Genomic DNA, 24522 nt, shown 5'->3' on the forward strand with positions numbered 1-24522 from the left:
ATCGGAGGGAATAGATATGGCTATCACAGCTTCAATGGTGAAAGAACTAAGAGAAATGACTGGCGCAGGTATGATGGATTGTAAAAAAGCATTATCTGCAACAGATGGGGATATGGACAAAGCAGTAGAATTCTTAAGAGAGAACGGTCTTGCTAAAGCTGAAAAGAAAGCTGGCAGAATTGCTGCTGAAGGTATTGTAACTACTAACATTTCTGCTGATGGCAAAGTTGCTGCTATTGTAGAAGTTAATAGCGAAACAGACTTTGTTGCTAAGAATGAAACATTCAGAAATTATGTAGCTGACGTTGCTGCACAGATTGCTGCTAATGACTATGCTGATATTGAGGCATTTTTAGCTGCTCCTTGGGCTAAAGATACTTCTAAGACTGTAAAAGAGGAGCTGGCTTCCATGGTTGCAACAATTGGTGAAAACATGAACATCAGAAGATTTGCAAAAATCTCTACAGATGGTGTTGTTGCTTCTTACATCCATGCGGGTGGTAAAATTGGTGTTATTGTAGAAGCTGCTGCTTCTGAAAACAACGCTGCTGTTCAAGAATGCTTAAAGAATGTTGCAATGCAGGTTGCAGCTTTAAATGCGAAATATACAAGCGATGCAGAAGTGGATCAGGAATATATTGAGCATGAAAAAGAAATCTTGAAAGTACAGGCTAAGAATGAAAAACCAGATGCGAACGATAAGATTATCGACGGTATGGTTATGGGCCGTATCAAGAAACAGTTAAAAGAAATCTGTCTGTTAGATCAGGTTTATGTAAAAGCGGAAGACGGAAAACAGTCAGTTGGAAAATATGTTGAATCTGTGGCAAAAGCCAACGGAATCGACTTAACAATCAAATCTTTTGTACGTTTTGAAACAGGCGAAGGTTTAGAGAAAAAAGAAGAAAACTTCGCAGAAGAAGTTGCAAAACAAATGGGTATGTAATACTCAGCATTCGAAACAATTTAAGTATCGAAGGGCAAATTTATCGAAAGTTGAATTTAGCTTGTTGCAAAGTTTAACATGGTCGGAAAAATCAATATAATCAAACATCAAACAATTAAGGACAGTTAGGCATTTGCCTACCTGTCCTTTTTCGCAATAAGAAAGGAGCTGGAGCTTTGCGAAGAATGAAGCGGACGATATTAATAATACTGGCATGTTTAGCAATTGGAGCAGGAGCGGCAGTTATTGCTTTGGTTGCTGGCAAGCAGGAAACATCAGGAGGGATTTCTCTTATTACTGGAAATGCAAGGGAACATGATATGGATGTCATCTATATAAATGCTGGTAAAGCTGATTCTATGCTTTTAAAGATTGACGGACAAGCCTTTTTGATTGATACAGGGTTAAAAAAGTCCGTTAAAATGATAAAGAAAGTATTAGGTAAATATGGAGTATCTTCCTTAGAAGCTGTTTTTTTGTCTCATAGACATTCGGATCATGTTGGCGGATTAGAAAAAATTGCGAAGAGTTATCCTATAAAGAAACTGTATTCACCAGCGATATCCAATTGTTCAGAGGAAGCAGAAAATAGTATTGATAGAAAAGCAGATGAATTAAATATTTCTTTAAAAAAACTTTCAGCAGGTGACAGGGTGCCATTAGTAGAGGATGTAACTATGGAAGTATTAGGACCTTTAGAGGAGAATAAAGAAGATGATAATGATAATTCGCTGGTATTAAGAATATTTGTAAATAAGAGAGTTTTTCTGTTTACAGGAGACATGCAGTTCTCAGAAGAAAAGACGCTGCTGGATGCAGGAGTAGACGTTTCAGCAGATATTTATAAAGTGGGAAACCATGGAAATCCAGATGCAACTTCCGAAAAATTTGCGAAAGCGGTATCTCCTGAAATTGCAATAATTACAACTGACACAGAGAAGGATCAGGATTCTGCTAATAAAAGAGTAATTTCTTCTTTTAAAAAGGCAAAAGTGTTACTTACGCAGGATTATGATTTAGGGATTCGGATAACAGTTGATGGAAACGGTAAAATAGCAGCAGGTCAGGCTTAGGAAGGAGCGCAGAATGAAATTAACTGCTTTGTGTTACATTGAGAAAGAGGAGCAGTATTTAATGCTTCACAGAGTATCTAAAAAACATGATCCCAATAAGGATAAATGGATTGGTGTTGGAGGCAGATTTGAAGAAAATGAGAGCCCAGAAGAGTGTATGCTAAGAGAAGTAAAAGAGGAAACAGGTCTTGAGCTGACAAAATACAGATATCGAGGGCTTATTACATTTGTGTCGGACCAATGGGAAACGGAGTATATGCACTTATTCACTGGCACCGATTTTGAAGGAGCAATAAAAAAGTGCGAAGAAGGAAAACTGGAATGGATTCCTAAAAATGAACTTCTTTCACTAAATATATGGGAAGGGGATAAAATTTTTTTAGAATTATTGCAGAAAGAAAACCGTTTTTTTACTGTTAAATTGGAGTATATTGGAGAAATATTGCATAGTTCTTCGGTAAAAGTCTGGTGAGTGAAAAAAAAATCATGAAATTACTTGTATAGGAGTTGTTTCAGTGATAAAATAAGGGAAATTGAACTATATTAATTAGTAATTTTAGGAGAGTAAGATGGATAATGAAAGTACTGATGGAATGCAGTTAGATTTGCTACAAGCTGTCAGAGCTGTTCTGAAAAAATGGCCCATCATATTGTGTTTAGCATGTATCGCCAGTTCTTTGTCATATTTCTATTATATGAAACATAACAGTTCTTATTATACCAGCTATGGAAAAATATACATTATAGATCGGGATGAGACAGGATTAAATCTGTCCATTGATGATTTGAACATAGGCAGTCAGCTTGTGGAAGATTATAAAGAACTGATACGCAGCCGTTTTGTATTAGAGCGTGTGATAAAGAAATTAGGACTTGAAATTACATATGAAGAGTTAGCGGCTTGTGTAAGTGTAGAGAGTCCGCTTGAGACTCGTATCATTCAAGTAGCAATGCAATACGATGACAGGGTCAAAACACAGCATATATTAAATGCTATTGAGTATGTTACATGCAATGATTTAGCTAGTAAGCTTGGCACTGAGCATCCTACAATAGTTGAAAAAGCTTGTGAGCCAGAGATGCATATTAAGTATTCGCCGCTTGTTAAGGCTGCTGAAATCTTTTTTGTTGTTTCGTTTCTTATAGCAGGAGTCATCGCTGGTGCCGATATCTTTAATAGGAATGTTCGACGCAAAAATGACATAGTAAATGGCCTTAATATAGAAATGCTTGGGGATGTACCTTATGTGCTGGTTCACAGAATACCTATAAAAATCAGAAAATAAACAGTAAATATAGTTGAAAATAGAGAGGATATTATGGATGATTCAGAAATTGTGCTAGATATTGGAAAAGGCTTGCAGAAATACTTGGATAAGAAGATAATAGAATTTAGTGCTAATCTGCAATTGCAAGAAGAAAAGAATACAGCAGTATTATTTACAAGTACATACGAAGGAGAAGGAAAAACTACGCTGTCTCTTTTACTGGCTATAGAACTTGCAGAAAGTGGAAAGAAGGTAATCTGGCTAGACTGCGATTTTCATAAGAGGAGGAATGCGTATAAGTTAAACCCAGCGAGGACAGAGAAAAAGGACGATAAGTTTTGGGGACTTATTGATTATTTGAATTTGTCATGTGAAAAAGAGAAAATTATTTATTCTGTTAAGAATAAAAATTTAAATGTTATACCAGTCGGGAGTACCAGAAAAGGTGCTCGTGAACTGATTGGTAAGCCGGTTTTTCAAGAACTGATTAATCAGCTAAGGAAAGAATATGATTACATCATATTAGATGGATCTGCCGCTGGAGTATTTTTAGACAGCAGGATTATGGCATCCAAATGTGATGGTGTTATATATGTCATTGAGTACAACCGAGTAAAGAAAGCATTTGTAAAAGAAACAATGGGAGAAATACGAAAATACAAAGGCAGAATCCTGGGAGCTGTATTAAACAAATCTAGAGATTAAAAGGTGAAAAAGCAACAATAAAAACATGTCTAAAAAGGTGTCTTAGTAAGGCAGAGTTTTCCTGATTAATGAAGAGCAAACGTGTTTGACTGGATAATTTTAATGGTGAAATGACTTAAAATTACGGCTAGTTCAGAAAACTTATTCTTGAATTGTAAAATGTCAACATAAGCTGATAAAGTAAGGTAGGGGATTAAAATGAATTACGTAGTAAGAAAAAAAGTGGAAAATGCAGATAAGAAACGAAAAGGAAACAATGAAAACAGTTTTATCGCAAAGGCTTTAAGATGGTGCAGGATAAAGCAGGTATATTTAATGCTGTTTGATATATTGGCAGCCAATGCAGCTTTTTTCATAGGATTATGGATGCGTTATGATTTTGTATGGTCAAATATTCCAGCTGAATGCATTACGGTTTATAGAAGATGTCTTTTAAGTTATTCGGTATTAGTAATGCTTGTATTCCAAATGCTTCATCTGTACAAAAGTATTTGGCGTTATGCAAGTTATAATGAGCTGCATAAACTTATTGTGGGAAACTTTATTACCACGGTTTTTCATTATCTTGTGGTGTCAGTTTCTGCAGGTTACATGCCCGTGTCTTATTTTATGATAGGACCAATGTTACAGTTCTTTTTTACCGTAGGAATTCGTTTTTCCTACCGCTTCGTTTACTTAATGAGCCATATGCGTACAAAAGAATCGAAAAAAGTCAGTTCAAGGAATGCTATGATTATTGGAGCTGGTTCTGCAGGAAGAATTTTAGTTCGGGATATTTTAAGTTCAAGCGAAACAAATCTGGTACCATGCTGTATTATAGACGATGATCCAGGCAAATGGGGATGTTTTATTGACGGAATACCTGTTTTAGGTGGACGTGATGATATTTTGATTAATGTTGAAAAGTACGACATAAAGCAGATTCTGTTTGTAATTCCAACCGCAACCGCACAGCAGAAAAGGGATATACTGAATATATGCAACGAGACTGGCTGTGAACTGAAGAGTCTGCCAGGAATTTATCAATTGGTAAATGGAGAGGTTTCCTTGACTAAGATGAAAGATGTTGCGGTAGAAGATCTGCTAGGCCGTGAGCCAATCCGAGTAAATATGGATGAGATTTTTGAATCATTAGGTGGCAAAACGATTCTGGTTACAGGTGGAGGGGGATCCATAGGCAGCGAACTTTGCAGGCAGATTGCTGTTCAGTCTCCAAAGCGCTTAATCATCTTTGATGTATACGAAAACAATGCATACGATATAGAACAGGAACTTAGACGCAAAATTCCCGATTTAAATTTGACAGTTTTAATTGGTTCTGTTAGGGATACTAGAAGAATTAATTCTGTATTTGCCCAGTATAAACCTGATATCGTATATCATGCAGCTGCACATAAGCATGTTCCGCTTATGGAAACAAGTCCATGTGAAGCAATTAAGAACAATGTTCTAGGTACATATAAAACGGCATATGCCGCACTGAAATATGGATGTAAACGTTTTGTGCTGATTAGCACAGATAAAGCGGTGAATCCAACTAACATAATGGGAGCCAGCAAACGTTTATGTGAAATGGTGATTCAGACCATGGATGCTGTCAGTAAGGCTGGCCGGTTTGAAATGCTTCCAAATCTGCGAAGCTACAAGGAAGCCCCTAAAAATTCAACAGGAAGATCTGCTAATCTGAGGAGCATATCGAAAGATGGCAATCAGTCTGGAAAACTAAAACAGAATAAAACGGATTTTGTGGCGGTACGCTTTGGAAATGTGTTAGGAAGCAATGGTTCTGTTGTTCCTTTATTCAAAAAGCAAATTGAAAATGGTGGTCCTGTTACCGTTACCCATCCAGATATTATTCGTTATTTTATGACTATACCAGAAGCCGTGAGCCTTGTGCTGCAGGCTGGAACCTATGCCAAAGGCGGGGAAATATTTGTATTAGATATGGGAGCACCTGTAAAAATTGATACATTAGCAAGGAATTTGATTAAGCTTTCCGGTCATAAGATTGATGAGATTAGGATTGTGTATACTGGTTTAAGGCCAGGGGAGAAGTTATATGAAGAGAAGCTGATGGAGGAAGAAGGAATGAAGAAAACTCCAAATGATCTGATTCATATAGGAAAACCAATTCCTTTTGATATGGAAGAATTCTGGGAAAAATTAGAGAAGCTGACGGAATTATCTTATTCTAATAGTCTAAAGACAATTGACATGGTGGCGGATATGGTGCCTACTTTCCATTCAGCAGAAGAAGATTTAGAGAGGTCAGGAGATACCTTTAAGGAACTGTATGAAGAGGCTGCAGAAGTAAAAAGCAAGAAACATAAAAGAAAAGCAAATATTGCATCTTATTAAATTAAGGAATTAGCGGATTAATCATAGAAAAGAAGGATAGAATTTAGACAAATGGGAATAAAACAGAAAAGTATATTATTTAGAAAGTGAAGGTGCTGAGTGTGGATTTGGCTAAGATAGTGGATATGCACATTCGGATGTGGTCTCCAAGAGAAATTCTAGGTTTTGGACTTCTTTTACTAGTTGTTACCGCATTTTTATACAGACAGGTAAGACGAAAGACTCTTTTTCTTTCACAGGCAATTTCCATTTGGCTGGAATTACTGTTTTTAGGTGTTGTGTTTTCATCCACGGTTTTTACGAGAACAGAGTCACCTTTGCAGTTTCAATTAAAATTATTCTGGTCATGGGAAATTGCCATAGAAGGAAACAAAGAAATACTGGTAGAAATACTCTTAAACTTTTTGCTGCTTGTTCCAGCGGGAGTATTGCTTCCTATTATCTTTCATGGAACTGTAAAGCCACGTTATGGCTGGTTAATTGGTGTAACTATATCGTTCAACATAGAAATTTTGCAGCTTATTCTCCATAGAGGAATGTTTGAATGGGATGATATACTGCACAATAGTCTAGGGTGTATGTTTGGATGTATCATTATGAACAGGAATTATAAATTGAAAGCGAGCAAGAAGATAAAATCAGATATAAAAACTAATACTTGAAGCAGGTGACTTTGCGAGTTAAAATAGTTTAGGAAAAATGAAAGAGAAACATAAATCTGGAGGTAGTTATGTACGACTATTTAATTGTAGGAGCTGGTTTATTTGGCTCCATTTTTGCATATGAAGCAAAAAAAGCTGGCAAAAGTGTATTGGTAATTGATAAAAGAGAGCATGCAGGTGGAAACATTTATACGGAGGAAATAGAAGGAATACAGGTACACAGATATGGAGCACATATTTTCCACACAGATAACAAAGCAGTATGGGACTATGTACAGCAGTTTGCTGAATTTAACCGTTATACCAATAGCCCCGTTGCCCGTTACGGAAACGAACTTTACAATCTGCCATTTAACATGAATACATTTGCCCAGATGTGGGGGGTGTTTACTCCTGAAGAGGCAAAGAAAAAAATTGAAGAACAAGTAAAGGCAGCAGGCATAAAAGAACCTAAGAATTTAGAAGAACAGGCAATTTCGCTAGTTGGAACAGACATCTATGAAAAGCTGGTAAAAGGTTACACAGGAAAACAATGGGGAAGGCCTTGCACGGAACTTCCAGCTTTTATTATCAGACGTCTGCCAGTTCGTTTTGTATATGATAATAATTACTTCAAGGATAAATATCAAGGAATTCCAGTGGGAGGATATACACAGATTGCTGAAAAAATGCTGGAAGGTGTTGAAGTCCGTTTGAACACCGATTTCTTTGCCAATAGAAAAGAGTATGAATTGCAAGCGAAAAAAATTGTGTTTACTGGAATGATTGATGAATATTATGATTACTGTTTTGGTGAATTGGAATACAGAAGTCTTTCGTTTGAGACTGAGACGCTGGATATAGAGAATTACCAAGGAAATGCGGTTGTTAATTATACAGAGTATGAAGTGCCTTATACACGTATTATTGAGCATAAACATTTTGAGTTTCAGTGTCAGGGAGAGAATCCTGTTTCGAAAACGGTGATAACAAAAGAGTATCCAGCACAATGGAAACGTGGGGATGAGCCATATTATCCGCTGAATGATGAGAGAAATAATACGTTATATGAGCAGTATAAGAAATTATCTGAAAAAGAGGACAAGGTTATTTTTGGTGGAAGATTAGGAATGTACAAATATTTCGATATGCATCATGTGGTAGCCGAGGCATTAGCTTGTGTTGAGAAAGAATTAAATCAATAAATAAAAGAAGGTAAGATTTATGTGGAAACACATAGTTCTTACCTTTTTTATGTCCTAATTAAGAATTATGGCATTATTTTATTGGCATGATTTAAGAATTGTATGATTTCTTCGGAAGGTATTGGCTTGGAGTAATAATAACCTTGCAGATAATCGCAGTTAAGATTGTCTAAGGTATCCACCATTTCCTTTGTTTCAACTCCTTCTACAACGATTTTCTTATCAATGGACTTAATGGTTGCAATCAGCTGCCTTAGTACGTTATAACTCTTATCATCTTTCATGGCTGGCCATAGGATGCTCTTGTCAATTTTTACGATATGTAGTGGCAGTTTAATCAAATAGTGAGTTGTGGAATAACCAGTTCCATAGTCATCCATGGAAAAGGTGGAACCAGCCTCAATAAGTCGTTCCATGTTTCTGATTAGCTCTTTTACATTATGTGCCTGGGCTGTTTCTGTAATCTCAAAATTTAACTGGGAAGGAGATACGCTGTATTCATGCATGACATCTAATAAATCCGTTGCAAGCATTGGATTATCACATTCAACACTAGAGAGGTTGTATTCAATATAATCAACGCCAAGAGATTTGATATCGTTATCGTGTATAAAGGCACATACCTTCCGGAAGGCGATAGAACTTACATCAATGATCATGCCGTTTTTCTCTGCAATCTGTATGAATTCATCTGGTGGAATAAACCCTAATTCTTCATCGTTTAATCTAAGCAGTGCTTCTAAGGATTTTATACAGTGTCTGTTTAAATCATAGATTGGCTGGTAGTACATTTCAAAGGAATTCTTTTCAATGGCTTTTTTCATTGCATATATGACCTGCTGTTCTCGCTGGACAATCGCCAGATACTTTCCAGTTGCATAAGAGACCTGGTGAGACTGGTTTTTGTTCATATCCAGAAGAGTATTGTTAATTTCATCAATTAGCTGCTGGCCATTTTTGGCAAAGTACGGATTTTCTGCTAAACAGAAAATGGAACTTAACCGTTCTAAACGTCCGTTTAAGGAAAAGGGTTCTTGAAAATGGTCTTGTATAAGTTTTATAGCTGCACTAATTTCTTCCTGCTTACTGTCTACAAACATTGCATAGCCAACATTGTACAAAGCATAAATATTATCTTTGTCAAAAGTCTGGTACAAAAAACTGATTAACCGTTTATTCAGTTCATCAATAGCAGCCTGTCCTAACACTTGTTCCACGTAGGTATATTCTCTTATAGTAAAGGCAACAATGGTAAAGTTTTTCTTTGCACTAAAACAGGCTGCTGCTTTTTCGATAAAAGCTTTGTTGTTCAGGCAGCCAAGATATTTATCAAAATAAATATCATCATTGCTCAATGAATTAAAAATAGTAAAGGCGAAAATCGTTAAGAGCAGGCTGTTCAGTATGATATCGGGAGAATTATATTGAATGATTCCGCCAATAGCTGTTGTTGCAAATAAATAGAATCCTGAAATTCTTATAAAGTTACTAAACTGTTTAAAGTTTCGCAATACTACAGCCAGTATACTAAACGATAACAGAACATATAACCCATACCACGCAAAGAAGAATGGACCATTATGATAGATGCCAGTGGAATCGTAGTAAAAAATTGCATGTGTAAACAGAGTAAGCAGTGTAAACAGAACGGCTGTTATTGCAGATAAGACTAGGACAAAATTGCTACAGGCTTTTTTTGGATCAGATTTGCCAGTTTCGCATAAAAAAATAAAGAAGATTATATAGATTCCAGCGTGTAAAAGCAGATAGGCAAAACGTACTAAGCACAGATAAGGAATCGATATATGCTGTTCCTTTGGAACAAGGAAGAAGCTGGTTTCAATAACGGAAAGTGCAAGGCTAAGAACCAGCATGACACATATTAAGTGATTTTTTCTATTATGGTACTTTTGTTTCATATAGAAACTAATAGTAAGTAAAAAAGTAAAAATAAAAGATGCAATGCTAAACTCAATGGTATTTGATAGCATACGTGAAAATCACCGCCTTATTTATTTCAGTAATAACTAATTATATCATACATTTTGTAAATAAACAATGTAAAAAGGAGTATTTTAGCCTTCTTTGTCCATGAATAGGGAATTGGGTTACGCTTCATTCCTTATGATAAATGCCTTATCCTTAAAAAGTGAAATAATAAGAATGATTTTGGAATAAAATAAACTATGGAAAAAGAGGTGTAATATGAACAGAGTTGTAGTATACAGTATCACCCTGATCGGGTTGCTTTTGTTTAGCAATTCCATTGAGAATAAACGTTTTCCTATAGATAAACTCTTTAATGCAGTTGGCATGTCGTATCAGAAACTAATGCGGTCCACAAATCCATCTGGAAGAGTTCTCGTTAAAGGTTCTTTATGTTTTTTTGTTGGGCTAACTGCAGTTTTTTCATATGAAAGAAGTCTTGAGATATTAGACAAGGCTCCTCAATATAAAATCTGCCTGATGTCCTGCATTCTTTTTACAATGGCTTTATCTGCTCTTTATTTTTTGTTTGGCATTCCGCTTTTCATATTTTCAAAAATAGAAATCTTAATACAGACTGTAAAGAGGAAAAATTTAAGCCTGCGTTTTTTGGCAACTACCTTCATTTTATTTGTTTATGCTTTTTTTCTAGTATATTGGAAAGAGACTATGGTAGCTTGTGGAAAAGTTGTACTGGTGGGTCTGATAGTATCTTACATGCTGAATATGAGCATGCTGATTCATATAAGCATGGAACCAGTAAACTGTCATTTATGCAGATGTCAGAGAAAACAGAAAATAGAAGAAAAGTACCCATTAAAAATAGTTCTCGCAGGTGCTTTAATTCTCATATTGCTGATTGTGTTTAACCTGTTCCTGGGGGTGGTAATGATTGCAAGCTTGTATCCAGATGCATATCAGAATCTTGCACCGGCACAAGGACTTACGTATCTGGATCTTCTTTATTACACGGTGATTTCATTTACAACCATTGGTTACGGGGAAATTGTTCCACAAAGACTAGAAAGCAAGGCAATGGCAATAATAATAGCATATACAAGCGTAATGTGCCTTGTCATTTTCGTCAGTTCTATATTGGCATTAAAGGATAAACTTAGTCAGTAAGATACATGAAAATTATGGTAAGCAGAATTTTTCAATTGACTTTATAAAGGATGTTTATTATAATACAAAATGTAAATGATAACCATTATCAAAACGAAACGAATGAGGTAATCAGATGAAAAAGAGAATACTTATAGTAGCAATAGCATGTATGGTTATGTCAGTAGCAGCAGGCTGTTCTAAAAATACAGATAACCAGAATGCCAAGAAAGAAGAAACGAGAGTGGTAACAGATGCAAAGGGGAAAGTAGAGATTCCAGCAGAACCAAAACGAATTGTAGATTTAAGTGGTAACAGCGATACCCTTGATTTATTAGGTTTTAATGTAGTTGGTACTTGCAATTCTGATGCATATGACTATACAAAATTACCAAGTTATTTAGAAGAGACGTTAAAAGGTGCGGAGATTCTAGGGTACAGCATGAGCGATACAGTAGATGTGGAAGCAGTAATTGCGCTAAATCCAGATTTAATTATCCTTTCGAAAGCTCAGGAAAAATCGTATGATCAGTTAAGTGAAATAGCCCCGGCAATTATGATTGAGTTAGCTAAGATGGACTGGAAAGAAGATTTCATGTCTGTTGCTAAGCTGATGAATCGAGAAGAAGCAGGGAAAAAGTGGATGGCAGATTATGAAGAGAAAGCTGCCAGTTTGGGAAATGAAGTGAAACGCTTAATGGGGGAAGATACCACCTATTTATCTTTCTTAGCCAGCCAAGGTTCTATTTTCATTTTTGATGGTGCGGGGTTAGGAAGCTTTATGTATGAAGATTTAGGACTGGCTAGACCAGAAAATCTTCCAAAACAGGAAAATGTGTCTTTGCCAGTTGTTACAATGGAAGGATTAGCACAAATCAATGCGGATGTTCTCATTGCGGCTGGTACAGATGAAGATTATCAGAAACTTGATAACTCAGGTATCTGGAGAAATCTTTTGGCGGTCAAAACTGACAGATACAAAAAATTACCAGCAAGTCCTTATTTTAATCAAGGATACAGCCCAGTTGGAAGACAAGTATTATTAGAGGAAGTCCGTTCATATATAGATGAAAACCAATAAGAGCAAAGCAGTTTTATTGGCATTAGCATGTTGTGTGATAGCAGTTAGTGGGCTTATTATTGCAATCGCATATGGGACAAAGAATATATCTTTTGCTGTAATATGGAATAGTCTGTTTCGGTACCAAGATACGCTGGATATGCAGCTGATTCGTAATGGCAGACTGCCAAGAGCAGTTGCTGCCGCCTTAGTAGGAGGCTTTCTTGGTGTTGCGGGAGCTATGCTGCAAGGAGTTACAAGAAATCCCATAGCAGAACCATCTATGATGGGAATTACCCAAGGGGCAACGCTTGCCATTGCTATTGTTTCTGTAAATGAAAGCTTATACGGTATGTTTGGGACAACCGTTGCAGCTTTGACAGGAGCCTTAGTAAGTGGCTTGCTTGTATTGTTCTTTAGTATGCAGAATGCCAGAAATAGGAATGTGTCCAGATTATTGCTTGCTGGAACAGCACTTAGTACGCTTTTTATTTCCCTTGCATCTGCAATTGCTGTACTTAGTAATAACGCACAAAATCTTGCATTTTGGGTAGCAGGAGGATTCAGGGCAGTTACATGGAGTAATGTCTGGCTGCTTAGTATCGTAGGTTTAATAGGCTGTGTCTGTGTATGCTTTCTGGCAAAACATATTAATATTGTAAGTCTTGGTGAAGATGTGGCCATTGGGTTAGGAGAGAATCCCGTAATTATCCGTATGGTTACATTGCTATTATTAATTCCAGTCTGTGCGGTCTGTGTCAGTGTGTCAGGAAATATTTCCTTTGTGGGATTAATTGTACCAAGCATTGCACGAAGAGTGGCTGGAGCGGATTACAGGCTGATAATGCCAGTGTCTTTTTTTATGGGAAGTGCGTTGGTAGTATGGGCAGATATAGGGGCCAGATTGATTTGTGCACCATATGAAATGCCAGTGGGACTATTTACTTCCTTAATCGGAGTTCCGTTTTTCTTATGGATGGTACGAAAGGAGAAAGGATGATGAAAAGGAAAGCAAAATGGACGTATGTTATCCTATATAGCCTGCTGGTGCTGGTATGTTTCTGGAGTATGAGTGTAGGAAAATTCTATATTTCCATTCCGGATATCGTAAAAACACTTTTAGGTTATGGAACCAGGATACAGGCCACTGTAATTTATGCCATCCGATTGCCTCGTATTTTAGTGGCAGCATTTGTGGGAATGGCGTTATCTACGTCTGGATGTATTTTGCAGACGGTTACTAGAAATGAACTTGCAGAACCTGGAATTATTGGTATCAATGCTGGTTCTGCATTAGCAGTAGTGCTGTTGATAGCATCTGGTGGAGCATTTTATTATGAGAAAGTTTCCAGTGCAGCTATTTTCTTTATGCCATTTGTATCCATTGTGGGTGCACTGGCAGCTGGACTGCTGATATACGGTCTTGCCTATAAAAAGAAAAAGGTAACGCCAGTTCGCTTAATTCTTACGGGTATCGGAGTCAATGCAGGAATTAACGCCATTATTACGGTTTATCAGTTGAATATGTCCAAAGGGGATTATAATCAGGCACTTACTTGGATTAATGGAAGTTTATGGGGAACTAATTGGAGCTACGTGTATTTTCTAGCACCGTTGACGTTACTGTTTCTTTTCCTTAGTCTATATAAAAGCAGGATATTGGATGTGCTGGCTCTGGGAGACGAATTAGCTGCTGGATTAGGTGTTTGTGTTGAAAGGGAGCGGCGTATTCTGCTAGTTTATGCAGTCTGTTTAGCAGCAGTGGCTACATCGGTAGCAGGAAATATTTCCTTTTTAGGACTGCTTGGACCTCATATTGCGAAGAAAATCTGTGGTCTGGTTCACTCAAGGCAGATTCCAGTCGCTGCAGGAATAAGTGCTATTATCATAGTGGCTTCGGACATGGCGTCCAGAAATCTGTTCTCACCATTGGAATTGCCAGTAGGAATTGCCATTTCCATTCTTGGAGTTCCATATTTCATTTACTTAATAATGCGTGTGAAAGAATAGGGAAAAAGGAGTTTTTATGAACAATACGTTAGAAAATAATATAGAAGTAAAAAACTTATGTGCTGCTTATGATGACAGGATAATTATTAATGACCTGAATTTAGCCATTCCTAAGGGAAAAATTACAATGATAATTGGAGCCAATGGATGTGGAAAGTCTACGTTTTTGAAAACTGTTGCCAGAATTCTTCCAGCCAAAAGAGGCGAAATCGAGATTAATGGGATGAATATTAAAAAACATGCTTCGAAAGAGCTGGCAAGACAGATGGCAGTGCTGCCTCAAAGTCCAAAAGTGCCAAATGGTTTATTAGTGAAAGAACTGGTGGCATATGGACGTTTTCCATACCAGTCTCCTATGGGAGGGTTAAAGCAAGAGGATATGAAAATGATAGACTGGGCCCTTAGTGCAACGCAGATGAAAGAGTTTGCGGATCGTCCCATCGAAGCATTGTCAGGAGGCCAAAGACAACGTGCCTGGATATCCATGACACTGGCACAGGGGACGGATATTCTGCTTTTAGATGAGCCAACCACCTATCTGGATATGTCCCATCAGCTTGAGATTCTGGAACTTTTGAAAAAATTAAATCAGGATAATAAAACCACTATTGTGATTGTCTTGCATGAGCTTAATAATGCAACGAAATTTGCAGATCATTTAATTGGCTTTAAGGCAGGGAGTGTTGTGTTCGAAGGAAAACCAATAGATGTAGTTACCAGCGAAAATCTGAAAAAGCTTTATGGAATTGATGCAACATTACAGCTGGATGAAACGGGCTCCTATCCTATCTGTGTAGATTTTGAACTATGGAACGAGGAGGAAGAGGAAAAAGCTGTTTCAAAATAAAAATTATAGAATTATGGTTATAGGCAAATGATTTCTCTGTCTGTCCGCTGGAATGCAAAACAGATTCAGATAGAGTCTTAGAAAAATATGCCTGCCTTTCACCTTGACATTAATGGTAGAAACTTGTACCATTAGCTTGAGTTTTCATGAAAGGCAGGTATTTTATATGGTAAGCGTATTAGAAAGATTTTTATCATACGTGGTAATGGATACAGAATCTGTTGATGAGGTGAAGCGTTTTCCAAGCAGTGAAAAACAGAAGTTACTAGGGGAAAAATTAGCTGGGGAACTAAAAGAACTGGGAATTGCAGATGCCTGTATGGATGAATATGGATATGTGTTTGCTTCTATTCCTGCGAATACGGAGCGTTCTTTGAAAACAATCGGATTTATTGCCCATATGGACACTGCACCAGCTATGTCTGGTAAAAATGTGAATCCAAGAATCGTAAAAGAGTATGATGGGACAGATATTATTTTAAATGAAGAAAGAAATATTGTTCTTTCGCCAGCGGATGACCAGGAATTATTAAAGTATAAAGGAAAAGATTTAATTGTAACCGATGGCCTTACTTTATTAGGTGCTGATGATAAAGCAGGAATCAGTGAGATAATGGCAATGGCACAGTATTTTATGGAACATAAAGAGATCGAACATGGAGAAATCAAAATTGCATTTACCCCAGATGAAGAAGTGGGAAGAGGAATGGATTTCTTTGATGTGAAAAAATTTGGAGCCGATTTTGCGTATACGGTAGATGGTGGTGCATTAGGTGAAATCGAATATGAAAACTTCAATGCAGCAGGTGCAAAAGTGATCATACAGGGTTCAAGCATTCATCCAGGTTCAGCTAAAAACCGCATGAAAAATGCTGTGTTATTAGGCATGGAATTCCAGCAGATGCTTCCTGTCAATGAAAGACCTGAATACACAGAGCATTACGAAGGATTTTACTTATTAAATTCCATTCATGGTGACGTGGAACAGGCTGTTCTGGATTACATTATCCGTGACCACAGTAAGGAACAATTTGAACAGAAGAAAGTTCGCTTCCAGAAAGTAGCAGGTTATTTAAATGACATTTACGGAGAAGATACGTTTCGTGTGGAAATGAAAGATTCTTACTACAATATGAAAGAAAAAATCGAACCACATATGCATTTGATTAATAATGCGAAAAAGGCAATGGAAGCAATTGGTGTAGTGCCAAATGTAGTTCCAATCCGTGGGGGGACAGATGGTGCAAGATTATCCTTTATGGGAATTCCTTGCCCCAACCTTTGTGCAGGTGGACACAATTTCCACGGAAAATATGAATACATCTGTGTACAGTCAATGGAAAAGATCGTGGAACTTTTAATTAAGATTGTAGAGATTTACGCAGAGTAAGAGCAGCATAGGAGGGGGATTATGCTTCACGAAATTAAACCATCTTTTGAGAATGCATTTCGCAAGAAAGAACCAGAAGAAAATGATTTGGCGCTGGTTTATACGGAGGAAGGAAATCTCTTTGTAAAAGAAGGCGAAACTATCCGGCTCCCTAAAATACAGGAACTAGTGATGGACAAAGAAACGGTTTTACGTTATGGGTTTGCTATTGGTAATATAAGCTATTACATTGTATTGGAAAGTGTGGCTTTGAAAGAAGAAACAGAAGTGATTGCTACTAAGGATTTACGGATATTGCCTTTGGAAACCATCCGTTTTGCTAGTCTGTTAGGAAAACAGTTATGGCGGTTTTTCAATACTAGAAAATACTGTGGATGCTGTGGAAGCAAGACGGGACTTAGTGATACAGAACAGGCTGTCATCTGTCCGCAATGTAGCCATGTGGAATATCCAAAGATTTCACCTGCAGTCATAGTTGCCATAATGAATGGAGACAAGCTTCTTATGACAAAGTACGCTCATGGGAACTATACAAAGTATGCCCTTGTGGCAGGATTTGTGGAGTTTGGAGAAGACTTTGAACAGGCAGTAGCAAGAGAAGTATGGGAAGAAGTCGGTCTTCACGTGAAAAATGTGACTTATTACAAAAACCAGCCTTGGCCTCTTACGGATTCTCAGATGGTTGGTTACTTTGCAGAATTAGATGGTGATGATAAGGTAACTCTTCAGGAAGACGAACTGTCTGAAGCGACCTGGTTTTCCAGAGATGAGATTCCAGTAAATCCGAATAGCATTAGTGTAAGTTATGAACTGATAGAGGCAGTAAGAAGTGGAAAGGCAAAAGAATATATAAAGGAGAAGGCTTCTAGACGTTAGCAATAGAAGTTTTACAGGGAGGATAAATATGGAGCAGTTAAAGGAATATTTTACTATGTATCATGGGGTTAAGATTCCCAATATTGGATATGGGACTTGGGAAGTACATGAAGGACAATTATGTCAGGAGGCTGTTAAGAAAGCGATTGAACTTGGATACCGCCACATTGATACAGCAGCAGGTTATGGGAACGAAAACAGTGTTGGAACTGGCATTGCCAATAGTGGGGTACCAAGAGAAGAACTTTTCATTACAAGCAAACTAAACAATCCTGACCATGGATATGAAAAAACAATGGCAGCATTTGAAGATACGATGAATAAATTGAAATGTGATTATCTGGATTTGTATCTGATTCACTGGCCGAATCCACTGGCATTCCGTGACTGCTGGGAAGAATCCAATGCAGGTTCCTGGAGAGCTATGGAAGAACTTTATGAGGCTGGCCGCATTAAAGCAATTGGAGTAAGTAATTTCTGGGTGCATCATTTAGAAGCATTAATGAAGACTGCCAAAATAAAGCCTATGGTAAATCAGATTCGTCTTTGTCCAGGAGATGTCCATAAGGAGACCGTAGAATACTGCCAGAAACATAATATTTTGCTAGAGGCTTATAGTCCGTTTGGAAGAGGAGAGGTATTCAAGGTTAAGGAAATCCATGATTTAGTGGACAAATATCACCGTTCCATTGCACAGATCTGCATTCGCTGGTGTATCCAGCAGGGATTTGTGCCACTTCCAAAGTCCGTTACAGAAACAAGGATGATTGAAAATCTGAAAGTATATGATTTTGAATTAGAGGAACCGGATATTCAGATGATGACAGAACTGACAGGACGTTGTGGAATATCGAAAGATCCAGATGCGGTAGAGTTTTAGAAAGAAGAACTATAAAAAAGTCTGAGTTTCTCAGACTCTTGTGGTTAATATCGCCTTGAGAAAACTCAGACTTTGCCACACTATGCTCGTTTAGTGTGGCAGTCCAATAATATCTTCCAGCCGTTCTCCTTCCTCTATAACAGGTCGTCCAATCATAACCAAAGTGATGCCAGCATTGGCAGCACTATTGATTTTCTCTATCAGGCCGCCCAGCCGGCCAGAATTCTTTGTAAGGAGATACTGTATCTGGAACTGATGAATCAGTGCAGTATTCAATTCTTCAGAAAAAGGTCCCTGCATACAGATTAAATGCTGTCCTTGGAATCCAAGATGAAAAGTATCTGCTACCATTTGAGGATTTGGCAGAATTCGTGCATAAACTCGTTCTTGAAAGTCAGGAAGCTCACAAAGAGCCGCAATTTCCTTGCTTCCTGTGGTACATAATATATTTCCCGTAGTATTTTTCAGATAGGCTACTGCTTCTTGTATAGAACCTGCTGTGATAATTTTGCCTTTCGACTCAATGTCTTCTTGTGGCCGAAGTACTCTGTGGTAAGGTACATTTGCCTTGTAAGCAGCAGCTTTTATATTTTCTGACACAATTACTGCATAAGGGTGGGTGGTATCATACACCAGATCAAATACATTTGCCTCCATCAGTTCAAACATTTCTTCTTCGTTTAACCGCTTTGATATCACCGTAAGATTTGGTGCAGTGGGCATTAGTATGCCACCATATTCCGTTGCGGTACAAGCGGTTACTTTTATATCCTTCTGCTTAATAAAATGCTCCGTAAGCAGTCGGCCTTCTGTAGTACCAGCAAAAACCAGATAATGTTTCATAGGAATTCCTTTCTTATTAAATTAAAAATCAAAAATTAAAAATGACAGGCGAAAGATAAAAGTGAAATGGCAATTGTCATTCCGTTTCTGGCTGTTTTTCTAAGATATAGAGAATCAGCATGGCTGTAACAAAGTGCAGCACGCTCACATACATTATCCACCCCAGTTGTCTTTCTGACAAACTCAGAACTTGTAAATTGACCCTTGACTTTCTGGAGAGTTCTTGCATCATAGGTTGCAAATGGGACAGAAAGCTCTTTGGATAATGCCAGGAGAGCAGGTTCTTCTTTCTTTAAGTCAATACTTGCAATGGCGGCAATGGCTTCGGGAAAGATAGAATGTTCTTCTAATATTTCATTTACAAATTCCCGTAATGCTTGTATGTCAGTATTTTTTTTACAACCAATTCCTAAAACAATTTGTTTGGGTATTAAAAAAAGTGTTTCCTTAAAGGGCTTATTCTGGTAAAATGGACTAACAGAGAATCCAATAGGTGGGACAGAATTCCTCGTGCCAGTAAGTCCTTCGGGAATGTTGCCATCTGGTAAGATGCCGTCCATTCCAATTGGAAGTCCATCTAAAATATTCGCGGATATATGTTTGGCAATCTTCCTATCAGAGATTGCTAAATGATTATTTTTCGCAAAAATATCTACAGAAAAGCGGTTGTTTAGATCCGTTGCTGTAGAAATGACAGGAGTAGCACCGATGGCGGAAGCTGCTTTTTCTGCCTGCAGATTACCACCGCCTAAGTGTCCTGATAAAAGGGAAATGACAAACTGTCCTTTTTCGTCAATTACTAAGACACAAGGATCCTTTGTTTTATCTTTTAGAAATGGTGCTATGGAACGGACAGCAATTCCACATGCACTTATAAATATCAGAACGGTATCTTTCTGAAAATGTTCTGCTACAACTTCTTTTAAAGGTGCGGGAAGTGGTAACAGATTCGGAACAGCTGCGTATTTTTTTATGGTATAGTTTGTACAGGAGATACCTTCTTCTAAGAAGGATTGCTGTACGGTTAAGGAAAGCAAAGAAGCTTGCCTTGTAAAGGAAAATAATACTGCCTTCATATAAATGTCTCCAGATTCATTAAATTTATTTTTTGTTTTATACAAATTATATTAATTTTATTATATTGATTTTACAATGGATTTGCAAGGCAGCCATAGGGCAGGAAAGAGTAAGGAGAGAGAAAATGAAAAAGAAAGCACTATTAGTAGCAAGTTTTGGGACAAGCTATGAAGAAACAAGAAAAAAGACAATTGGTGCCATAGAAGAGAGTCTGCAGAAAGAATTTGAACAGCATCAAGTATATCGTGCATTTACAAGTAAAATAATAAAAAGAAAACTAGAAAGAGAAGGAGTATTCATTTTTGACGTAAAAGAGGCATTAGAAAAAATTTTAGAAGACGGATTTACAGATGTGCTGATTCAGCCAACACATATAATCAATGGAACAGAGTATGACTTGCTTAGAGAAGATATTGTTCCATTTTTCCAGAAATTTAAGTCAATTACAATTGGCCGTCCTCTTCTTACAAAACATGAAGATTACATGGAATTGGCAGATATTATCAAAGAAACATATCCAGTTGAGCAGGATGAAGCCTTGGTTTTAATGGGGCATGGTTCAAAACATCCAGCCAATTCTTCTTATCCAGCTTTTGAATATGTCTTAAAAGACAAAGGCTATGATACTGTTTTTGTAGGAACAGTAGAAGGTTATCCGTCTTTGAAAGAGGTAAAAAAACAGCTCGTACAGAATAAAATAAAGAAAGTCTGCCTTGTTCCTATGATGATTGTAGCTGGGGATCATGCGAACAAGGATTTAATCGGGGATGAGGACTCATGGAAAATGGAGTTAAAGAAGGAAGGCTATCAGGTCCGTTATGATTTAAGAGGACTTGGGGAGCTGGAAGCTGTACAGAAGATGTTTATCCGCAATGCCAAAGAAGCAGTGGCTATCAGATAGAGGAAATGAAAATGAAAGAAAAAAAGCAGCTTAGATTTGGCTTTACTACTGGAACCTGTGCTGCCATAGCAGCAAAAGCAGCAGCTAGAATGCTGTTAGGAGAAGAACTGCTGGAAAAGGAGCAGATTATGACTCCAAAAGGGATTTTGGTGTGTACCAGCATTTACGATGCTAAGAAGGTAGACAAGGGATTTTCCTGTGCAGTAAAGAAAGACGCAGGGGATGATCCGGATGTAACCAATGGCATTCTGATATATAGTACCGTAGAGCTTTTGGAAACGGACGAGATTGTTATTACTGGTGGAGAAGGAGTTGGAATTGTAACGAAGGCAGGGCTTCATCAGGAGATCGGTGAGTATGCCATTAATCCAGTACCGAAGAAGATGATAGAAAAAGAAGTGAGAGAAGTACTTGAGCGAAAAGGATATTTTTGTGGTGCTTTAGTAACGATACATGTGCCAGAAGGAAAAGAAATAGCCAAGAGAACCTTCAACCCTCGAATCGGAATCGTGGATGGAATTTCCATCCTAGGGACATCAGGAATCGTGGAACCTATGAGTGAGAAAGCTTTATTAGAATCTATATCCGTAGAAATGAATGTAGCAAAGGCCAATGGAACAAAACGTCTGATTCTGACACCAGGCAATTATGGAGAAGAGTTTATTCGGGATTCCTTAAAATTAGAACTTTCCGAAGTAGTAAAATGCAGTAATTTTGTCGGAGAAACCATAGATATGGCAGTAGAAAAAGGATTTGAAAGCATTTTATTAATAGGACATATAGGAAAATTTGTGAAGCTGGCAGCAGGCATTATGAATACCCATTCCCATCAGGCAGATGGAAGAATGGAAGTCTTTGTTGCCCATGCGGCTTTAGTGGGGGTGCCAAGTAAGATTCTAAAGAACATGATGGAAAGTGTTACCACAGATGAAGTAATAGGTATTTTACAGGAGAACGGCTATCTGGAACCTGCTATGGAAAGCATTATGAAGAAGGTGGATTTCCACATACGTCAGAGATGTTTAAATGAAGTGCCCATTGGAGCAGTGCTGTTCTCCAATAAATTTGGATTATTAGGAATAACAAACGAAGCGGAGCGGTTATTAAAATGTTAGGAATATTATATGGAATAGGAACAGGTCCGGGGGATCCGGAATTAATGACTATGAAAGCGGTACGGATAATAAAGGAATGCGATGTGATTGCCCTGCCAATCTCTAACCGCCAGGCAGTTACAGAACCTGTTGTACTAGAAGCAGGAACATGCAGTGATGAAATTTTAAAAGGGTGTGCAGCTTATCAGATTGCCTTGCCTAACGTGCCAGAAATGAAGAAGAAGCCAGTTTTATTAACACCGATGCCTATGTGTAAGGACAAGGCAGAATTAAAGGCAATTCACGATGCTAGTGCCGATAAGGCAGAAGAATTAATAAAAGAAGGAAAAAAGATTGCCTTTTTAACATTGGGTGACCCTACGGTGTATTCCACTTATCTGTATTTGCATAAACGCATGGTAAAAAGAGGATTACCAGCCCAGATTATTAGTGGTGTTCCGTCATTTTGTGCATCAGCAGCCAGAATGGGTACTGGTTTAGTGGAAAATAAACAGCAGCTTCATATTCTGCCATCTTCCTATGGTGTGGAACAGGGAATAAAGCTTTCAGGCACGAAAGTGCTTATGAAGGCTGGAAAAAAGATGGGACAGATAAAAGAAGAGATAAAAAATCATAGACAGCAATTTTATATGGTAGAAAACTGTGGCATGGAAAATGAGGCCGTGTATCGAGAGATAGAACAAGTTCCTGAACATGCCAGTTATTATTCCTTAATTGTATTAAAGGAGGATAAGTAGATGGTACATTTTGTTGGTGCTGGCTCAGGAGCAGTAGACTTAATTACAGTAAGGGGAAAGAATCTTGTAGATCATGCAGATGTGGTAATCTATGCAGGGTCTCTAGTGAATCCAGAGATTTTAAACACCTGTAAAAAAGGCTGTGAAATCTATAATAGTGCAACGATGACACTGGAAGAAGTAATTAAGGTAATGGAAGAAAGCGAAAAGGCAGGGAAAAGCCTTGTAAGACTACATACAGGAGATCCAAGCCTATATGGAGCCATTCGGGAGCAGATGGACCTGCTGGAAGAAAAGAACATTGCTTATGATATATGCCCAGGTGTCAGCTCCTTCTGTGGAGCGGCAGCGGCTTTAAAAGCAGAATACACTCTTCCAGATGTGTCTCAGTCCGTTGTCATTACAAGAATGGAAGGCAGGACACCAGTGCCAGAGAAAGAGAAAATTAAGATGTGGGCAAAACACCAGTCTACAATGGTTATTTTCTTAAGCATGGGACTGTTAGGACAGTTACAAGAACAATTAATGGAAGGTGGATACGACAAAGAAACACCAGCTGCGATTGTATACAAGGCAACTTGGCCAGAGGAAAAAGTATTCCACTGTACCGTCTCTACCATAGAGAAAACAGCGGAAGAAAATAACATTACGAAAACAGCATTAGTTGTAGTAGGAAAGGTGCTAAATAGCAGTTATGCACGTTCCAAGCTGTACGACCCAGGATTTACAACAGAATTTCGTAAAGGAAAAGAATAGAGAGTGACGAAACATGAAAAAAATATATGTAATAGGACTTGGTCCGGGAGCTTATGAAGAACTGACTATCCGTGCAGACCGTGCACTGCAGGATGCGGAGGTTGTAGTGGGATATACGGTTTACGTGGATTTGGTGAAAGCATATTACCCAGACAAAGAGTTTTTAACCACAACCATGACCAGAGAAGTGGATCGCTGCCGTATGGCATTTGAACAAGCCAGTCAAGGGAAAAAAGTTGCTATGGTTTGCAGTGGTGATGCAGGGGTATATGGCATGGCAGGACTTATGTATGAATTAAGTGCAGAATTTCCAGAAGTTGAGCTGGATATTCTTCCCGGTATTACAGCTGCCTTAGGGGGAAGTGCAGTTCTTGGCGCAGTTCTTGGCCATGATTTTGCAGTAATCAGCTTAAGCGATTTGCTGACACCTTGGGAAATCATTGCAGAAAGAGTAAAGGATGCTGGAAAAGGGGACTTCTGTATCTGTTTCTACAACCCATCCAGTAAAAAAAGGCACGATTATCTGCAGAAAGCATGTGATATTCTGCTGCAGTATAAGAAGCCAGAGACCATTTGCGGCTGTGTAAGGAATATTGCCCGTGAAGGAGAAGAATGCCAGATACTGACTTTAGCGAAATTAAGAAATACGCAGGTGGATATGTTTACAACGGTATTTATCGGTAACAGTCAGACAAAAGTGATAAATGGAAAAATCGTAACACCGAGAGGTTATCAGATATAGCA

At 38.0% G+C, this 24522-nt stretch carries 24 protein-coding genes; 21 read left to right on the forward strand and 3 right to left on the reverse strand.

The annotated features are described in order from the left end of the window. Window positions 1-16 precede the first annotated feature (16 nt). The 8 genes from tsf (at window position 17) to glf (ending at window position 8196) form a co-directional block, all read left to right on the forward strand. Complete coding sequence (tsf, locus tag BMY85_RS00560; RefSeq protein ID WP_092474920.1) at window positions 17-946, forward strand: translation elongation factor Ts; 930 nt, start codon at window positions 17-19, stop codon at window positions 944-946. 185 nt (window positions 947-1131) lie between these two features. Then, window positions 1132-2019: a ComEC/Rec2 family competence protein gene (locus BMY85_RS00565; protein WP_092474923.1), complete on the forward strand. Its 888-nt coding sequence runs from the start codon at window positions 1132-1134 to the stop codon at window positions 2017-2019. Between the two features lie 13 nt (window positions 2020-2032). Further along, entirely contained in the window at window positions 2033-2491 is a 459-nt protein-coding gene (locus BMY85_RS00570; protein WP_092474926.1) for an NUDIX hydrolase, read from the forward strand. A 97-nt stretch (window positions 2492-2588) separates the two neighbouring features. Then, on the forward strand, window positions 2589-3305 hold the full coding sequence (locus BMY85_RS00575; protein ID WP_092474928.1) for a YveK family protein: 717 nt from the start codon (window positions 2589-2591) through the stop codon (window positions 3303-3305). A 33-nt stretch (window positions 3306-3338) separates the two neighbouring features. Further along, complete coding sequence (locus tag BMY85_RS00580) at window positions 3339-3992, forward strand: CpsD/CapB family tyrosine-protein kinase (RefSeq protein WP_092474931.1); 654 nt, start codon at window positions 3339-3341, stop codon at window positions 3990-3992. Between the two features lie 270 nt (window positions 3993-4262). Then, window positions 4263-6350: a polysaccharide biosynthesis protein gene (locus BMY85_RS00585; protein WP_408643085.1), complete on the forward strand. Its 2088-nt coding sequence runs from the start codon at window positions 4263-4265 to the stop codon at window positions 6348-6350. Between the two features lie 107 nt (window positions 6351-6457). Then, window positions 6458-7012, forward strand: coding sequence for a VanZ family protein (locus BMY85_RS00590; RefSeq protein WP_177180557.1), 555 nt, complete (start codon window positions 6458-6460; stop codon window positions 7010-7012). A gap of 68 nt (window positions 7013-7080) precedes the next feature. Beyond that, complete coding sequence (gene glf, locus BMY85_RS00595; RefSeq protein ID WP_092474939.1) at window positions 7081-8196, forward strand: UDP-galactopyranose mutase; 1116 nt, start codon at window positions 7081-7083, stop codon at window positions 8194-8196. A gap of 65 nt (window positions 8197-8261) precedes the next feature. On the opposite strand, the gene BMY85_RS00600 is transcribed toward glf, so the two are convergent. Continuing rightward, the gene (locus BMY85_RS00600; protein ID WP_092474940.1) at window positions 8262-10187 is read right to left on the reverse strand and encodes an EAL domain-containing protein; all 1926 of its coding nucleotides are present in this window, start codon (window positions 10185-10187) and stop codon (window positions 8262-8264) included. A 214-nt stretch (window positions 10188-10401) separates the two neighbouring features. On the opposite strand from BMY85_RS00600, the gene BMY85_RS00605 reads away from it, so the two are divergent. The 8 genes from BMY85_RS00605 to BMY85_RS00640 all read left to right on the forward strand — a co-directional run bounded on the left by BMY85_RS00605 (window position 10402) and on the right by BMY85_RS00640 (window position 18349). Next, entirely contained in the window at window positions 10402-11307 is a 906-nt protein-coding gene (locus tag BMY85_RS00605; RefSeq protein WP_092474943.1) for a potassium channel family protein, read from the forward strand. A 115-nt stretch (window positions 11308-11422) separates the two neighbouring features. Further along, a complete protein-coding gene (locus tag BMY85_RS00610; RefSeq protein ID WP_092474947.1) occupies window positions 11423-12367 on the forward strand; it encodes an ABC transporter substrate-binding protein in 945 nt (314 codons plus the stop codon). Beyond that, the gene (locus BMY85_RS00615) at window positions 12354-13346 is read left to right on the forward strand and encodes a FecCD family ABC transporter permease (protein WP_092474950.1); all 993 of its coding nucleotides are present in this window, start codon (window positions 12354-12356) and stop codon (window positions 13344-13346) included. The genes BMY85_RS00610 and BMY85_RS00615 overlap by 14 nt, the downstream gene beginning before the upstream one ends. Continuing rightward, on the forward strand, window positions 13343-14356 hold the full coding sequence (locus BMY85_RS00620; protein ID WP_242939643.1) for a FecCD family ABC transporter permease: 1014 nt from the start codon (window positions 13343-13345) through the stop codon (window positions 14354-14356). Before BMY85_RS00615 ends, BMY85_RS00620 begins: the two co-directional genes overlap by 4 nt. Window positions 14357-14372: 16 nt before the next feature. After that, window positions 14373-15203, forward strand: coding sequence for an ABC transporter ATP-binding protein (locus tag BMY85_RS00625; RefSeq protein WP_092474956.1), 831 nt, complete (start codon window positions 14373-14375; stop codon window positions 15201-15203). 166 nt (window positions 15204-15369) lie between these two features. After that, a complete protein-coding gene (gene pepT, locus BMY85_RS00630; protein WP_092474958.1) occupies window positions 15370-16593 on the forward strand; it encodes a peptidase T in 1224 nt (407 codons plus the stop codon). Window positions 16594-16614: 21 nt separating this feature from the next. Then, window positions 16615-17469 carry an NAD(+) diphosphatase gene (gene nudC / locus BMY85_RS00635; RefSeq protein WP_092474961.1) on the forward strand — a complete coding sequence of 285 codons (855 nt, stop codon included), beginning with the start codon at window positions 16615-16617 and terminating at the stop codon, window positions 17467-17469. Window positions 17470-17497: 28 nt separating this feature from the next. Further along, entirely contained in the window at window positions 17498-18349 is an 852-nt protein-coding gene (locus tag BMY85_RS00640) for an aldo/keto reductase (protein ID WP_092474963.1), read from the forward strand. Between the two features lie 90 nt (window positions 18350-18439). On the opposite strand, the gene cobK is transcribed toward BMY85_RS00640, so the two are convergent. Both cobK and BMY85_RS00650 read right to left on the reverse strand, forming a co-directional pair. Then, window positions 18440-19192, reverse strand: a complete 753-nt coding sequence (gene cobK, locus BMY85_RS00645; RefSeq protein WP_092474966.1) for a precorrin-6A reductase — start codon at window positions 19190-19192, stop codon at window positions 18440-18442. A gap of 35 nt (window positions 19193-19227) precedes the next feature. Further along, window positions 19228-20268, reverse strand: coding sequence for a cobalt-precorrin 5A hydrolase (locus BMY85_RS00650; protein ID WP_092474968.1), 1041 nt, complete (start codon window positions 20266-20268; stop codon window positions 19228-19230). 125 nt (window positions 20269-20393) lie between these two features. Here BMY85_RS00650 and BMY85_RS00655 point away from each other — a divergent pair, with 125 nt between their 5' ends. The 5 genes from BMY85_RS00655 to cobJ are packed head-to-tail and all read left to right on the forward strand — an operon-like array spanning window position 20394 to window position 24520. Then, complete coding sequence (locus BMY85_RS00655) at window positions 20394-21170, forward strand: sirohydrochlorin cobaltochelatase (protein WP_092474971.1); 777 nt, start codon at window positions 20394-20396, stop codon at window positions 21168-21170. An 11-nt stretch (window positions 21171-21181) separates the two neighbouring features. Then, complete coding sequence (gene cbiD / locus BMY85_RS00660) at window positions 21182-22285, forward strand: cobalt-precorrin-5B (C(1))-methyltransferase CbiD (protein WP_242939644.1); 1104 nt, start codon at window positions 21182-21184, stop codon at window positions 22283-22285. After that, complete coding sequence (cobI, locus tag BMY85_RS00665) at window positions 22279-23022, forward strand: precorrin-2 C(20)-methyltransferase (protein WP_092474976.1); 744 nt, start codon at window positions 22279-22281, stop codon at window positions 23020-23022. Before cbiD ends, cobI begins: the two co-directional genes overlap by 7 nt. Then, on the forward strand, window positions 23023-23778 hold the full coding sequence (cobM, locus tag BMY85_RS00670; protein WP_092474979.1) for a precorrin-4 C(11)-methyltransferase: 756 nt from the start codon (window positions 23023-23025) through the stop codon (window positions 23776-23778). A 13-nt stretch (window positions 23779-23791) separates the two neighbouring features. Continuing rightward, complete coding sequence (gene cobJ, locus BMY85_RS00675; protein ID WP_092474982.1) at window positions 23792-24520, forward strand: precorrin-3B C(17)-methyltransferase; 729 nt, start codon at window positions 23792-23794, stop codon at window positions 24518-24520. Window positions 24521-24522 lie beyond the last annotated feature (2 nt).

This window comes from [Clostridium] polysaccharolyticum, assembly GCF_900111595.1.
In the GTDB taxonomy this organism is placed as follows: Bacteria; Bacillota; Clostridia; order Lachnospirales; family Lachnospiraceae; genus Clostridium_AI; species Clostridium_AI polysaccharolyticum.

Excerpts from the sequence above, each read along its gene's own strand:
- tsf (WP_092474920.1), top strand. The coding sequence starts at position 17 with ATGGCTATCACAGCTTCAATGGTGAAAGAACTAAGAGAAATGACTGGC.
- BMY85_RS00565 (WP_092474923.1), top strand. The coding sequence starts at position 1,132 with ATGAAGCGGACGATATTAATAATACTGGCATGTTTAGCAATTGGAGCA.
- BMY85_RS00570 (WP_092474926.1), top strand. The coding sequence starts at position 2,033 with ATGAAATTAACTGCTTTGTGTTACATTGAGAAAGAGGAGCAGTATTTA.
- BMY85_RS00575 (WP_092474928.1), top strand. The coding sequence starts at position 2,589 with ATGGATAATGAAAGTACTGATGGAATGCAGTTAGATTTGCTACAAGCT.
- BMY85_RS00580 (WP_092474931.1), top strand. The coding sequence starts at position 3,339 with ATGGATGATTCAGAAATTGTGCTAGATATTGGAAAAGGCTTGCAGAAA.
- glf (WP_092474939.1), top strand. The coding sequence starts at position 7,081 with ATGTACGACTATTTAATTGTAGGAGCTGGTTTATTTGGCTCCATTTTT.
- BMY85_RS00600 (WP_092474940.1), bottom strand. The coding sequence starts at position 10,187 with ATGCTATCAAATACCATTGAGTTTAGCATTGCATCTTTTATTTTTACT.
- BMY85_RS00605 (WP_092474943.1), top strand. The coding sequence starts at position 10,402 with ATGAACAGAGTTGTAGTATACAGTATCACCCTGATCGGGTTGCTTTTG.
- BMY85_RS00610 (WP_092474947.1), top strand. The coding sequence starts at position 11,423 with ATGAAAAAGAGAATACTTATAGTAGCAATAGCATGTATGGTTATGTCA.
- BMY85_RS00615 (WP_092474950.1), top strand. The coding sequence starts at position 12,354 with ATGAAAACCAATAAGAGCAAAGCAGTTTTATTGGCATTAGCATGTTGT.
- BMY85_RS00620 (WP_242939643.1), top strand. The coding sequence starts at position 13,343 with ATGATGAAAAGGAAAGCAAAATGGACGTATGTTATCCTATATAGCCTG.
- BMY85_RS00625 (WP_092474956.1), top strand. The coding sequence starts at position 14,373 with ATGAACAATACGTTAGAAAATAATATAGAAGTAAAAAACTTATGTGCT.
- pepT (WP_092474958.1), top strand. The coding sequence starts at position 15,370 with ATGGTAAGCGTATTAGAAAGATTTTTATCATACGTGGTAATGGATACA.
- nudC (WP_092474961.1), top strand. The coding sequence starts at position 16,615 with ATGCTTCACGAAATTAAACCATCTTTTGAGAATGCATTTCGCAAGAAA.
- BMY85_RS00640 (WP_092474963.1), top strand. The coding sequence starts at position 17,498 with ATGGAGCAGTTAAAGGAATATTTTACTATGTATCATGGGGTTAAGATT.
- cobK (WP_092474966.1), bottom strand. The coding sequence starts at position 19,192 with ATGAAACATTATCTGGTTTTTGCTGGTACTACAGAAGGCCGACTGCTT.
- BMY85_RS00650 (WP_092474968.1), bottom strand. The coding sequence starts at position 20,268 with ATGAAGGCAGTATTATTTTCCTTTACAAGGCAAGCTTCTTTGCTTTCC.
- BMY85_RS00655 (WP_092474971.1), top strand. The coding sequence starts at position 20,394 with ATGAAAAAGAAAGCACTATTAGTAGCAAGTTTTGGGACAAGCTATGAA.
- cbiD (WP_242939644.1), top strand. The coding sequence starts at position 21,182 with ATGAAAGAAAAAAAGCAGCTTAGATTTGGCTTTACTACTGGAACCTGT.
- cobI (WP_092474976.1), top strand. The coding sequence starts at position 22,279 with ATGTTAGGAATATTATATGGAATAGGAACAGGTCCGGGGGATCCGGAA.
- cobM (WP_092474979.1), top strand. The coding sequence starts at position 23,023 with ATGGTACATTTTGTTGGTGCTGGCTCAGGAGCAGTAGACTTAATTACA.
- cobJ (WP_092474982.1), top strand. The coding sequence starts at position 23,792 with ATGAAAAAAATATATGTAATAGGACTTGGTCCGGGAGCTTATGAAGAA.